The 13,045-nt window shown below is 35.6% G+C and carries 15 protein-coding genes; 14 read left to right on the top strand and 1 reads right to left on the bottom strand.

Annotation, left to right across the window (positions count from 1 at the left end; translation table 11 throughout):
- Positions 1-461: 461 nt before the first annotated feature.
- On the top strand, positions 462-1,109 hold the full coding sequence (locus tag AAJG31_RS03250; RefSeq protein ID WP_244264666.1) for a hypothetical protein: 648 nt from the start codon (positions 462-464) through the stop codon (positions 1,107-1,109).
- Between the two features lie 234 nt (positions 1,110-1,343).
- Here AAJG31_RS03250 and AAJG31_RS03245 read toward each other — a convergent pair whose 3' ends face one another.
- Positions 1,344-1,778, bottom strand: a complete 435-nt coding sequence (locus tag AAJG31_RS03245) for a hypothetical protein (RefSeq protein WP_004224152.1) — start codon at positions 1,776-1,778, stop codon at positions 1,344-1,346.
- A gap of 216 nt (positions 1,779-1,994) precedes the next feature.
- Between AAJG31_RS03245 and AAJG31_RS03240 the strand changes: the two genes are divergently transcribed.
- From AAJG31_RS03240 to AAJG31_RS03180, 13 genes are all read left to right on the top strand, one after another.
- Positions 1,995-2,609: a recombinase family protein gene (locus AAJG31_RS03240; protein ID WP_004224151.1), complete on the top strand. Its 615-nt coding sequence runs from the start codon at positions 1,995-1,997 to the stop codon at positions 2,607-2,609.
- Positions 2,610-2,914: 305 nt separating this feature from the next.
- On the top strand, positions 2,915-3,802 hold the full coding sequence (locus AAJG31_RS03235) for a hypothetical protein (protein ID WP_004224149.1): 888 nt from the start codon (positions 2,915-2,917) through the stop codon (positions 3,800-3,802).
- Between the two features lie 71 nt (positions 3,803-3,873).
- Positions 3,874-4,662 (top strand): TrbC/VirB2 family protein, encoded by a 789-nt coding sequence (locus AAJG31_RS03230; protein WP_066036889.1) that lies wholly within the window; start codon positions 3,874-3,876, stop codon positions 4,660-4,662.
- A gap of 122 nt (positions 4,663-4,784) precedes the next feature.
- On the top strand, positions 4,785-4,946 hold the full coding sequence (locus AAJG31_RS03225) for a hypothetical protein (RefSeq protein WP_004224145.1): 162 nt from the start codon (positions 4,785-4,787) through the stop codon (positions 4,944-4,946).
- A 79-nt stretch (positions 4,947-5,025) separates the two neighbouring features.
- A complete protein-coding gene (locus AAJG31_RS03220; RefSeq protein ID WP_004230910.1) occupies positions 5,026-5,187 on the top strand; it encodes a hypothetical protein in 162 nt (53 codons plus the stop codon).
- Between the two features lie 94 nt (positions 5,188-5,281).
- Complete coding sequence (locus tag AAJG31_RS03215; RefSeq protein WP_004230914.1) at positions 5,282-5,485, top strand: hypothetical protein; 204 nt, start codon at positions 5,282-5,284, stop codon at positions 5,483-5,485.
- Between the two features lie 3 nt (positions 5,486-5,488).
- Positions 5,489-5,722 (top strand): pilin, encoded by a 234-nt coding sequence (locus AAJG31_RS03210; RefSeq protein ID WP_004230916.1) that lies wholly within the window; start codon positions 5,489-5,491, stop codon positions 5,720-5,722.
- A gap of 43 nt (positions 5,723-5,765) precedes the next feature.
- Positions 5,766-6,743: a hypothetical protein gene (locus AAJG31_RS03205; RefSeq protein ID WP_004230917.1), complete on the top strand. Its 978-nt coding sequence runs from the start codon at positions 5,766-5,768 to the stop codon at positions 6,741-6,743.
- A complete protein-coding gene (locus AAJG31_RS03200; RefSeq protein WP_004230919.1) occupies positions 6,730-8,130 on the top strand; it encodes a toprim domain-containing protein in 1,401 nt (466 codons plus the stop codon). Before AAJG31_RS03205 ends, AAJG31_RS03200 begins: the two co-directional genes overlap by 14 nt.
- 20 nt (positions 8,131-8,150) lie before the next feature.
- Positions 8,151-8,576, top strand: coding sequence for a hypothetical protein (locus AAJG31_RS03195; RefSeq protein WP_004230920.1), 426 nt, complete (start codon positions 8,151-8,153; stop codon positions 8,574-8,576).
- A 59-nt stretch (positions 8,577-8,635) separates the two neighbouring features.
- Positions 8,636-9,835: a hypothetical protein gene (locus AAJG31_RS03190; RefSeq protein ID WP_004230922.1), complete on the top strand. Its 1,200-nt coding sequence runs from the start codon at positions 8,636-8,638 to the stop codon at positions 9,833-9,835.
- 91 nt (positions 9,836-9,926) lie between these two features.
- Complete coding sequence (locus tag AAJG31_RS03185; protein WP_004230923.1) at positions 9,927-11,381, top strand: hypothetical protein; 1,455 nt, start codon at positions 9,927-9,929, stop codon at positions 11,379-11,381.
- 87 nt (positions 11,382-11,468) lie between these two features.
- Positions 11,469-12,905 carry a hypothetical protein gene (locus AAJG31_RS03180; protein WP_004230925.1) on the top strand — a complete coding sequence of 479 codons (1,437 nt, stop codon included), beginning with the start codon at positions 11,469-11,471 and terminating at the stop codon, positions 12,903-12,905.
- Positions 12,906-13,045: the final 140 nt, after the last annotated feature.

The raw sequence follows: 13,045 nt of genomic DNA, 5'->3' as shown, positions 1-13,045 counted from the left end.
AACTAATTGAATCAGTAAAAGTACAGCTCGGCTATAATGCTTCTTTCGATGAAGTAACATAATTACTTGTATTGAACGGTCAACATAGCGCGGTAGCAATTAGTCATATTATGGCTAATGATTTTGGATTTAATAAGTATTGCCCTATTTAAATGGACCAAAGATGAACTAGGTCCTACAAGTGTATTTTTATGGTCAACCGATTAACCAGGTCCTGCAGCTGAATATGTTTGGATTGATTGCCCCAGTGATGAGCAGGTCATCTGGCCAAAGCAAAGAGGCTTAATAACTAGCCGCATTAAAGGTGGCTTTATTCTTAAAATTTTAGTGTTTCATGATTTTACATTAAAAAGTTGAATAAGACGAAAAAGGTCGAATACATTATGATATCTGCTCATATCGTAAAATGAGAGGAGGTGGGATTTATTAAAAAGAAATTCCTTATTGTAGTCTTAAGCATCATGGGGGTACTATTATTAAGCTTCGGATTAGCTTCTTTAAATGGTTCTGCTGAAAATAACATTAGTCCACCACCAAAAAGTGCTGAAATTCAAATGTTGGAAAAGATAGAAGTAAAATTAGTGGGGAAATATAAAATAGGTACCTATAGTATTAATACTCATGTTGATAACAATTCGAAGGATATAGATATTGATGTTCTTGGAAGCCAAGAGTATTATGATTCAGTAAAACATGAAATCAAAGATGTTGTGAGAAATTTGATTAGGTCAACTAAATTTGAAAAATATAATGTTAATGTAAAAAAAGGTGAAATTCGTCAAATGATAACAGAAGAAGAGTTAGAAAGAAATAATTTATTGGTTGAGATCGCAAAAAAAATTAATAATGAATTATCTAATGCTTATCCAAACAAAATTGATGGAGGAGTAGATATGAGAATTCCTCCACCGGAAGATCCCCAAGAACTAATTGTGGAAGTAAGTACATTGTTAGATGGGGAAAAACAAGTAGATATTGGTAAGGAAATAGAAAGGACAATATATACTACATTAGAGAAAAAGTTAGCCTCTAATAAACTTTTAAAAGAAAGTACCGTGAAAATATACATTTATAATAAGAATAAAGAAAAAATAAAAACATCTTTATAAAAAGATGTTTCAGACTGTAGACAAAGTCGATTTTTTCGACTTTGTCTATTATTTTTAAATTAAACGGCTATAAGTACAATTTTTTCAGATTTTCCAAACCCTTTATTTTCTAGGATTCAGAAAAATATTTGAACATAGAAAACTAAAGTTAAATGCCGACTTATGATAACTTTTTGTTACGAATTTAGTTTGTCGACACTCTGAAATATCTTTATAAAAAGATGTTTTTTTTCTTTAATCATAAAAGCTTAATGTAAACTTGTCACCCTTATCAACTAAAATAGAGAATTGTACTCTATCACCTGCATTAAGATTACCAATTTGAACAGTTCCTTTATAGTCATCTATTGAATTAAGTAAAGTAAACTTTTTAACCCCATTAACAAAATAAGTAGTATGGACATAATTTGAACTATAAAAAGTGCTTTGCATATCTATTTTAAAATTCCCACCATCAGTCGCAACATATTCATTAGTCAACCATGCTACTCCTGCTCCAAGTGTTGGATTTTGTTGTCCTTTAAAATCCCATTCTCCAGCCCCCAAAGGATTTACCTTTGAATCACTATCAATTTCTGTTGCATAAGTATAAAAAGGAATTGCAAAAGTAGTTGCTAAAGAAATCATAAAAACTAATAACAGAATTTTAAATCTAAATAATTTATTCATAATAAAACTACTCCTTTTCCAATTTTTTAATTGCTATTAATTTAATTCTATAATATTGTAAAATATCCTCTTAATATAAAAAATTATATAGTATGTATATTTAAATCTATTTTCTGTTCATTATAAGTAGACTCTAGCTGAACAAAATAGAATGTAGTAATATCAATGTATTAGATTGTTCATTATAAGTTGTTCAATTAAAGGAGTCGATACATAATGATTTTTGGTTATGCACGGGTTAGTTCTGTTGATCAAAATTTAGATCGCCAGCTGAAGGAGCTTGAAGCTTTCGGATGTGAAAAAATTTACAGTGAAAAAAAGTCAGGAAAAGATTTTGCTCGTTCTGTTTATCGTGAAATGAGATCGAAAATGCGGTTTGGTGATGTGCTGGTCATTCATGATTTAAGTCGTTTCGGGCGGAACAAACAAGAAATCCTTAATGAATGGAAGCAAATAACAGAAGATGAAATTGATATTGTTGTTTTAAATATGCCAATCCTTGATACACGAAAATATAAAGAACTAGCAGGAGGTGTTGGCCAGCTGGTGTCCGATCTCGTTTTGACACTTCTTTCGTGGATGGTTGAAGAAGAACGAAATCGAATTAAAACAGCACAGTCAGAAGGTATCGCTATTGCTAAAGAGCGTGGAGCTTTCAAAGGCAAGCCTAGAAAATATCATGCTGAAGCAAAGGGAAAGGATCGTCTTATCTATAATGTAGTGGTCCAATTATTAAAACAAAATGAATCAGTAGTGAATATTCATCGAGAAACAGGTCTTGCTAGGAACACTATTTATTCAATTAAAAGGCAATTAGAATTGGATGAGTAAACCATCTCTAACAACAAGGATGCAGTTGATAAAACAAGGGCAAGCGATACTTCGTACAAATCGCGTACAAAATGCGTACAAATCGCGTACAAAATGCGTACAAATCGCGTACAAAATGCGTACAAATCACGTACAAAATGCGGACTTTTTTTCGGAAAATCTGTGCTAAAGTATTAGTATCAGAAGATTATGTCCTGAAGAAAGAAAAAATTTTGACAGGATACATAAAGGGTCTTTCCTATTTATAGGAGAGATCCTTTTCGCTTTTGAAATATTAATATTTTTGATGGGAGGGAAAAGAGAAAATGGAAGAACGTCCAAAGCAACAAATCTATGGGTATGAACTTGAGCCAGTGGATATTTCAGATATGTTGTCTTTTGTAGAAAGTAGGCAGGAAGTACACGGCAATAAACCAAAAGTTACTTTGAGCATGTACGGAGATGATGGAAAATGGCATGTTGACGCAGCTGTACGCTACAAAGGTCGTGAAGGAAAGGATGAGTTTCAACCTTTCTTATTAAAATCCTATAAACAACTGTGGCGTGCGGAAAAATATGCGAAGGAAATTGCTGAAGAATATGGCTTTTCAAATGAAGGACTTAATCCTTCATTAACTAATACAGAAATGTTCTTACAGTATCAGAAACGAAAGCATGTAAAGGATACATTCACAAAAGACATGCAAAATGAAATCGAACAACATGGTACTGAATTAATGAAGGTTGTCGAAACACAGGCAGTTGGTGAAGAAAATGACCAATCTTTCTTAACGAAGAAAGAGGTGGAACATTTAATAAGTGAGCAATTTAATCGTATTGAAATAGGTATCGAACAAATGCTCAATTCTGTGGATCAACAATCAAAGAAGAAGACATTCGCTGACTATCGTGATGAAATGAAAAATCTTCTAAAGGAATGTCGCCAGCATTTCAAAGATTCTATTATTGAACGTACATTAACATCCAAACAAAAAATGGATGACAAGGTAATTGGGCTACGGAATGGTGTTCGCGATAGTATTTCTGAAGTAAAAGATTCAGCTAAATCAAAGTTGATGCAGAGCATTCTTTATATGAACGAACGCTTAAAGGACTTTACAACTGTTATCGATCAAAAGTTGTACGAGCATGAGCCAGTACAACTTGATAGGAAGCAAAACAAAGCTATGGCTGCACAAGCTCATGAACGATAGGGATTCCCCAAATTTGGGGAGTCCTTTCTATTTTAAAAAACTAAGATACTAAAAAAAGGATGGGGATTATAGTGAAAATGACAAAAAACCTTAAACGTAAAGTGATGGCTGTGCCATTCGCTGCTGTGGCATCTATGATGCTAATGACATCAGCATTTGCTGCAGAAACAGAAACAAAACCAGTTAACCAGGTAGATCCAATTGTAGAAGTAGCACCAGTAAAAGCAACAACGCAGCAAAAACTACAATCAAACAATGATAGTGAGCGTCGACAAGCATTAGAAGAAACGTTTAACGTGAAGCTTTCTGACACAGATATTTGGGCAGATAAAGCAGGTGAGTATACTTATGATATGTATGGAAATAAGCATGAGTATACACCACACGAAGCACTTAAAGCATTAAAAGTTTATGCAACAAATGCAAATCGCCAAGAGTTAATTCAATACGGCATTCGAGAAAATGACTGGCAACCATATCGTGCATTTGAAGCTGAAAAAACACCAGCGTACTTTGAACTTGTCGATGGTAAATACGAGTACAATAAAATTTTCTGGGGAAATTTAATTGAACATGATCTTACAAATTTTAAAACAAAATTGGCCGATAACTGGAATGACCTTGAAAAGCGCGCTGTAATTGAGGCTGAAATGAAAGCCTACATTAAAAAGCAGGCTGCTATTTTTAATGAAGCTCCTGGAATCGTTCCTTACGTAATTGGACTTAATCACACTGTAACTTTGGCGAAAGAAAATGGTGTTGCTGAAGTAGCAAAAGATTACTTTGACAGTAAATATAATCATCCTGATGTTATGGCAAAAGGTATCTTTAAAGATGGTTCTAATCCATTTAAAAAATAATGTGTTTGATAGTTTATTAATGTTCGACAGGCAGCTTGGGGCTGGAACTAAATATTAATGCATTCAAGAGAGGGGGCGTTGGCCACTCTTTTTTTATTGCCCTTGAAGGGAGGTGGAGAATTTTGAATAACTACAAAGCAGAGATCACTCTAGCTATTATCGTTTTAGTTTTATTTGGTGGGATGGTAGCCTTTGCTACTGGTGTAGTCGATCCTCTAATGGCGAAAATCGGTGCTGGATGGACGAAAATGGTAGACAACGTATTTGGCGGAATTGGCGTTTAAAAAGACAGCCTTTTAGAAGAGATCGTGAGGGACTCTTCTTTTTTTATTGCTCTAACTCAATTGAAGGGAGGTATAGGAATTGAATAACTACAAAGCAGAGATCACATTAGCCATCATCGTTTTAGTTTTATTCGGTGGAATGGTAGCCTTTGCCACTGGCGTAATCGATCCTTTAATGGCGAAAATCGGTGCTGGATGGACGAAAATGGTAGACAACGTATTTAGCGGAATTGGCGTATGATAAAGGCTTAATTTAGCCCTAGGGGCAGGGAGTCATGAGGAGCAGAAGATAACGATCTTCTGCTTTTTTATTTTATCGAAAGGAGAATTACAAATTGACACCATCAGAAAGAAAGCGTCAAAGCAAAGTAAAGCCAGAAGGATTTGCTGAAACTGAGGCCTTAGTAAAGGAAATATTTGAGGCACAGGGACAGTCTTATTTTGATTGGCTACATCAGCAACATCAAGCTCTAATTCTTGAATTTAGCTTAGAAAATAAAGGAATGATAGCTTCTCTAGCTAAGGAAAAGGAGGTATAAAGCATGGATAATGCCATTACACTTATAAATGAGATTGCAAATGACGTACAAAAATTTGCGCCTGCAGTAGCTGGCTTGGTTTTAATTATTATTGGCCTTGTTTGGATGTTTGCAAAAGATCCTCAAAAGAAAGAAAGTGCGCAGTCTTGGATGATGAACGTATTTATCGGATTCGCCATTGTTTATCTAGCTGCATCTTTCGTTGCTTGGATGACAGGAAAAGTATCTGGATTCTGATCTAATATTTTACTGAGGGAAAGCAAGGGAAGGAGAAAACAATGTGTTACGAAAATTATTGATTCGTTTCAAGGATGACGGTGATTACTTTCGAGAAATTGATGAAGAACGGAATTATTTTTTTACCGAAGCAGAAGGAATTATTGATAGGATTCGTGACAGAATTGCAAAAGAAAAAAGGGCAGCCTCTACCAAGTCTTTTGAGTTTTGGATTGATGGCCAATGTTTAGTTATCAGCCAAGTTCATTTTGACAAAAAAGATAGCCTCCAAAAACAGCTTGAGCATACAATTCTAACATTTGATAGTTGGGAAGAAGATATACGACATAAGTATGTCAACACCCTAAAGGAGTATGTTGAGGAGGAAAAGCAGCTGTTTATTAATAAAGAGTTTGCGACATTTGCGATTCGCTTTGATCAACTATTCGGTGTTTCTGCTTTTGAACCGTTCCCTATTTATTTAGATGGTTCACAACTAAATCAAGTATATGGGACCATGCAACCACTTGTTAGAACAGGCTTTTATGCAGAACTTGAGCAAATGATGGCAGCTATAAAAACTGCTTTAGAAAAGTTAGTCCTCGATGCTCAAAAGACTTTGCAAGGTGAGCAAACAGACTTTCTTCAACAGCAAAAATTGTTAGAGGAAAAGGTAAATTTGATATTGCAAGAGGATACAGCTTTCAAACAATTTACTCAATATGCTGGTGCAAGTTTTCAGTCTGTAGGAAAACATCGCATTGAGGCTTTATGTCCCAATTTCAAACTATATCAGTCTGTTCAGCTAATCCTTTTTTCAACTTTTGTAGAACAATATAGTTTTGCTGAAGCTTATGAAATTCATTTAACACTGGTTACGGCTTTAAAAGAAAAATATGATGCTATTTTATCGCAAGGCTTCTCGCTTGCTAATGATGAAATGATTGAATCTCTTGTTTTAAGTCCAATTCTACAACAATTTAAGTTGGATATTGAAAAGCAATTACAGAGAGATGAGGTGAAGGAGGATGAGCCACAATAAATTACTTTATCAAGATATAAATGAGATGTTGGCCGAATTAAATGCAAAGGATCGAGGCAGATATTTCATTTGTACGTGTCCAGAGTGCCAGCAACAGGAAGCGTTTATCTATAAAAACAATATGAATTTCATTCAATGCAATCGAGAAAATAGTTGTGGTGAGCGTTTTATTTTATCCTACGAAGAAAAAGAGGCTGAAATCTCTTACTCTACTGATCAAGATAAAAGAAAGGGACTTAGCGTTAAGGAGTCTAAGCAGCTGGCCGACTTTACAAAATTAATGAATCATGTCCTACAAAATATCGAAAGTGACACCTTAGACAAGGGTTATCGAGGACTTTCACGTGCAACTACTTCCCCGTTCATTGCTGATTTTTCTAATCCAGAAGGCGTGAAATTTATGTTTGAATATGCGAATGGATTATTACCGAAGAATTATGCGGATAATCATTGGATGTGTCAAAGAAACCTTGTCTTTCCGTTATTTAGTGAGGATGGTCGTATAGATCGAATTTTGTTACGTTCATCCATTAATCCAAATATTGAGCCTAAAGAAATACAACTAGTTGTGAATCCCTCAAATGAAGCGAGGGATTTTTTTGTTGATATTCCTGAAGAGGCAAAAACCGTTGTTATTGGTGAAGCTATTTTGGACAGTTTATCATTTCGTGAAATCGATAAAACGCTTGGAATTATGGCATTAACAGGTTCTCGGAAATACCGAACTCTCTGCAACTATATAAAAGAAAATCCAGAAAAATTTAAGAATAAGCGATTTCTTATTGCTATGGACGATGATGTTGCTGGCTATAAAGCTTCCAAAGAAATCGCTAGTTGTCTGGAAGAAATACATGCTGATTATCAAATTTTTATATACCCTGAAACGTGTAAAGATGGAAATGACTTTTTAGTAAAGGAAAAGGAAAAATTTCAGCGATATGTTCAGTTTTTTGATAAGAAATTTGAGTCAAACAGCAGAAATTATATTGATATTAAAAAGTCCATGCAACATGTAGTAATATGCAATTCGAGAATGGATGCTTTATCGTTCCGAAGTGTTGATGCAGAATGTGGCGTATTAGTTATACAGGGAGAGGACAATGTTGATTTTAAAGAACCTATCCAGAAACTAATGTTAAACAGGGATTTACAGCATAAAACATTTATTCTAGCTATGCCACATACAGCTGAAGGTCAGAACAAAACACATGAGTTGATTGGATTTTTTGAGAAAATGAATTTAGAGTACAAAGTTTTTGAATATCCTGATGATGCCTTATCGCCAATAAAATTTTCTCTGGATGATCATAAGTCTTTTGAGAAATGTGTTAATCAACAACTTTTCAAAAAAGAAAATCAAGTGCGGAAACTTCAATATGAACGATAAGACACAAGGAAGGAGATATTATGACGACTTTTTTGAAATGGTTTGTACCACTACTAGCGTTCGTAGCTTTTATAGGGTTTATTGCCTACGGGGCATCAGTTCAGAATATAACGACACGTACAATGGCCGAAACTGAAGTGGTTTTGGAAACTGCTCATGTAGGAGCCATTCGAACAGGCTTAAATGAGCAGGGACGATCAGAGAAGGACGCTTTGTATATAGACAAAAAGGAATTAGTAGAAAATTTGTTGACTGAAATTGCAGCAACTCAAAAAAATCTTACCTACAAGCTCCAAGTAAATTATGCATTTGTAGATGCAGGAGGTAAAGTAACATCCATTGATAAAGATATTCGCGGTATCCAATACCGTATTCGATATATTGATGAAAAGGGTAAAGTGAAGGGTACTGCTGAACGACACTTAACACTGAATGAATTAGAGTAGGTACTCACCAAATTTGGTGAGTGCCTTTTACTTTAAGGGGAGGGTGGTGAAGCACAGGCATGTCAAATCTAAAAGGTGCAATTTTGGCGATGGCACTATGGGTTGGTGTAGTGTTTCCTTTCTTATTAAGTTTTGGAATCGACTCTTTGCAACAACGTGCTTATCTCAGTACAACAGAAAAAATAGCAGAGCTTCTTAAACAAGAAGGTGGCGTTTCCGAACAAGTACAACAGGTAGCGAATAATTTAAAGGGCAAAGGCTACATAGTGACCTTTTCTAAACCTAGTTTAGTTCAGTTTGGAGAAGAAATTGTTATTAATTATCAATATGAGTATCAAAATGTACGTGGTAAACAAAAGTTAGCTACACAAAATAAAGTGGTAATAGACAAACGTATAGTCGCAGGTGGCGGTAATCCTACCACGCCAAAGGAACCTCAAACATATTCTGTGACAACGCCTGAATCGTTAAATGCCAATGGTGAATTTACGTTTAACATACCAGGATTAAAAAATATACTAAATGTAACTTCAAATACTGGAAATGTTGAAATTGTGCGTGTTAACGGTGAAGAAGTAACAGCGAGAGTTTCTAATGGAGCCATCTCAAAGAAAGTTCAAACAGGTGGAGCATTTATTCCAGCTGATACGAAATTTGTTCGAGTTACAGAAAAACGAAGTAGTCCTAGAGTAGCGAAATACTTGAATTATAACCAAGATGGGTATGTAGGTAAGTTACAATATGTTGGATACTCAGGAACAGCACCAAGTAAACAAGTAACAGGTGATAATTTGTGTATACATTTGGTAGCTGGAAGTTTTTCAAATTATGTTTATAAAGATGGAGAATGGACTCGTTCTAGCGGAACAACAGGTTGTAGTAACACTGTTTTCAAGTACAAAGAAACAGATCCAAATGGTGTAACTTGGGTAGGCGATTTAATTGATTATGTGGATACTTTCTTTGATGAACCTAAGTATGTTTATAGATCTGGGGAATCATCACTAGAATTATTAAACGGTGTCGAATATCCAAATAAACCTGATCTTAATTCCATTGTCCCTAATCCTAAAAATGGAGATACCCTTGAAATTTTAGCTACTAAGGGTATTCGTAAATTTACTGGTATAGTTTATGACAATTCTAAAGGTAATCCAAGTTGGGATTACGAAGGATACGTCACAAGATCAGAATCAGATACACGTACTTACGCCAACTACTATCAATATCAACTACAATTTGAGTATATGAGTAATTGAGTACGATAAAACTTTCTACCTTTAAGTGCTTGAACCGAAAGGTTTAGCAGAATGGTGAGTCATTTCACAAGAAGGGAGTGAGAGATTTCATATGTCTAACCTAAAAGGTGCTATTCTGGCCACAGCGTTGTTTGCAGCTGTGGTTTTTCCTTTTCTTCTCATGATGTCTATCGATGCTTTCCATCAACATGCCTTTTTAAAGATGACAGAAGAGGTTACAGAGCTTGTCAAAGAAGAAGGCGGTGTATCTGAACATGTTTCACAAGTAGCTGAAAGATTAAAGAAAAAGGATTTAACGGTGACTTTCTCTAAGCCAGGACTTGTTAAATTTGGAGAAGATATTGTTATTGGGTATGAATACAACTATCAAAATGTGCGTGGTAAGAAAACGCTAGATGGTCAAGATAAAATCGTGATTATGAAGCGTCCCACTGGTAAAAATGGTGGTAATTCTAATGAACCTAATCTGCCAACTGAAATTGCAAAGTCATACTCTACAAAAACACCTGAGTCATTGCAGCCAGATAAAGAGTACACATTTACGGTACCAGGATTAAAAAATCTACTGGGTGTATCTGCAGATATGGGGAAAGTAGAAGTTGTACGTGTTGAAGGGGAGAAAGTGACCGTTAAAGTATCAGGTGGAAAAGTAGTAAAAACAGTACAAACAGGTGGAACAAATACGCTGGCAGACGAAAAATATGTGACAGGTGAAGATACAGCTGCGTATAACCAAAATGGTTATACTGGCACCCTAGAACGCTATCTTTATAGTGGGAAACTTATGCCAGCTGATAGTAAGGTGATCACGACAACCAAAACATCGTTATTTACTAGCATTTTCCCAGGTTCTATTGATTATGGATCAGATGGCTATCATGGTACTTTGTTGAAGAATGGAGATCCAGTTAAAACGATCTTTAGTGGTGAATACACACCTTCAGATACTAAATGGATAGAAGGTGCTACAGCTGAAGATTACAATAAAAACGGTTATACAGGCAAGCTTGAAAGATATGTTGTAAGTGGCGTATACATCCCTAGCGAGAGTAGATATGTAGAGGGTCAGGATCAAGCCTATTACAACCAAAATGGCTATACAGGTATGTTAGAACAATATGTTGCTGGTTGGAAAGAGGTATTAGTAGATCGTTATGCTGATTATGTTGTACCTACGGGATTGAGCTGTCCTGCGGTATATCCAGGTGGCAGTTATCCTTTGTATGACTACACAGAGGATGTAATGGGGGCAAAAACATGTTATTACAAGTATACTGTTTCTGAAAATATCATTATTAACAAATATCGTGGCACAGTAACAAAACCAGGTATAGACACACGTGTATATGCTTATAAGGGAACAGTAACGAAGCCAGCTACTGATACACGAATATATGAATATGTACAGGATTACACTGGTACGGTTACAAGACCTGAAATGGATACACGTATTTATAAATACCGCGGAACAGTGGTAAGACCAGCCTCTGATACGCGTACTTATGAGAATTATTACCAGTACAATCTTAATTTCCAATATAGGTAGGTGAACTGATTAGATCAGATCAACTACTTCAATTAAATCAAGTGTACTGTAGAACCTTCTTTTAATGAAAGGGGTGAGAGATTTCATATGTCTAACCTAAAAGGTGCTATTCTGGCCACAGCGTTGTTTGCAGCTGTGGTTTTTCCTTTTCTTCTTATGATGTCTATCGATGCTTTTCAGCAACATGCCTTTTTGAAGATGACAGAAGAGGTTACGGAGCTTGTCAAAGAAGAAGGCGGTGTGTCTGAACATGTTTCACAAGTAGCTGAAAGATTAAAGAAAAAGGATTTAACAGTGACTTTCTCTAAGCTAGGGCTTGTTAAGTTTGGAGAAGAGATTGTTATTGGGTATAAATACAACTATCAAAATGTGCGTGGTATGAAAACGCTAGATGGTCAAGATAAAATCGTGATTATGAAGCGTACCACAGGTAAAAATGGTGGTAATTCTAATGAACCTAATCTGCCAACTGAAATTGCAAAGTCATACTCTACAAAAACACCTGAGTCATTGCAGCCAGATAAAGAGTATACATTTACGGTGCCAGGGTTAAAAAATCTGCTGGATGTATCTGCAGATATGGGAAAAGTAGAAGTTGTACGTGTTGATGGGGAGAAAGTGACCGTTAAAGTATCAGGTGGAAAAGTTGTAAAGACGATACAAACAGGTGGAACAAATACGCTGGCAGATGAAAAATATGTGACAGGCGAGGACTCAGCTGTGTATAACCAAAATGGTTATACAGGCACCCTAGAACGCTATCTTTATAGTGGGAAACTTATGCTAGCTGATAGTAAGGTGATCACGACAACTAAAACATCCTTATTTACTAGCGTTTTCCCAGGTTCTATAGACTATGGATCGGACGGGTATAGAGGTAATTTGTTGAAGAGTGGAGATCCAGTTAAAACGATTTTTAGTGGTGAATACACACCTTCAGATACAAAATGGATAGAGGGTGCTACAGCTGAAGAATACAATGAAAATGGTTATACAGGAAAGCTTGAAAAGTATCTTGTAAGTGGAACGTATACTCCAAGCGATACTAAGTATATTCAAGACCAAAATTCAGCCAATTATCATCAAGATGGTTACTTTGGATATTTAGAACGTTATCAAGTTGAAGAATTCACTACAATAAGCGAGGTTTATCCTAACTTGGGGACGGGTGGTTGTTCTCATTTTTATTATATAAATGGACAATCTTTAACTTTAGTAAATCGCACGATTGATGGGGATACTACAACTTGCTTTTACAGTGGATATATTTTGGTAGATAAGTATAAAGGAATGGTCACAAAGCCTGCAGTTGATACACGCGTATATGCTTATAAGGGAACAGTAACAAAACCAGCTACAGATACACGTATTTATGAGTACGTCCAAAATTACACTGGTACAGTTACAAGACCTGAAATGGATACACGTATTTATAAGTACCGAGGAACAGTGGTAAGACCAGCCTCTGATACGCGTACTTATGAAGATTATTACCAGTATGAATTGAATTTCCAATACAAATAAGGTGAGATATATGAAAAAATTTCTCAAAAAGTCAATTTGGTTTTTGTTTTTTGTATTTGTAGCTGCTATAGCTTATATAAATACGGACTATGGGAATATTGCCCCTCAAAGAGAGCAACAAGAAATCAAACACGTTCAGA

It is taken from the genome of Lysinibacillus sp. BS3 (genome assembly GCF_039614735.1).
Classification (GTDB): Bacteria; Bacillota; Bacilli; order Bacillales_A; family Planococcaceae; genus Lysinibacillus; species Lysinibacillus capsici.
This window is presented reverse-complemented; position numbering and strand designations above follow the sequence as displayed.

Bases quoted from the DNA above. Each gene is read 5' to 3' on its own strand.
- AAJG31_RS03250 (WP_244264666.1), top strand. From the start codon at position 462: ATGGGGGTACTATTATTAAGCTTCGGATTAGCTTCTTTAAATGGTTCT.
- AAJG31_RS03245 (WP_004224152.1), bottom strand. From the start codon at position 1,778: ATGAATAAATTATTTAGATTTAAAATTCTGTTATTAGTTTTTATGATT.
- AAJG31_RS03240 (WP_004224151.1), top strand. From the start codon at position 1,995: ATGATTTTTGGTTATGCACGGGTTAGTTCTGTTGATCAAAATTTAGAT.
- AAJG31_RS03235 (WP_004224149.1), top strand. From the start codon at position 2,915: ATGGAAGAACGTCCAAAGCAACAAATCTATGGGTATGAACTTGAGCCA.
- AAJG31_RS03210 (WP_004230916.1), top strand. From the start codon at position 5,489: ATGGATAATGCCATTACACTTATAAATGAGATTGCAAATGACGTACAA.
- AAJG31_RS03200 (WP_004230919.1), top strand. From the start codon at position 6,730: ATGAGCCACAATAAATTACTTTATCAAGATATAAATGAGATGTTGGCC.
- AAJG31_RS03195 (WP_004230920.1), top strand. From the start codon at position 8,151: ATGACGACTTTTTTGAAATGGTTTGTACCACTACTAGCGTTCGTAGCT.
- AAJG31_RS03190 (WP_004230922.1), top strand. From the start codon at position 8,636: ATGTCAAATCTAAAAGGTGCAATTTTGGCGATGGCACTATGGGTTGGT.
- AAJG31_RS03185 (WP_004230923.1), top strand. From the start codon at position 9,927: ATGTCTAACCTAAAAGGTGCTATTCTGGCCACAGCGTTGTTTGCAGCT.
- AAJG31_RS03180 (WP_004230925.1), top strand. From the start codon at position 11,469: ATGTCTAACCTAAAAGGTGCTATTCTGGCCACAGCGTTGTTTGCAGCT.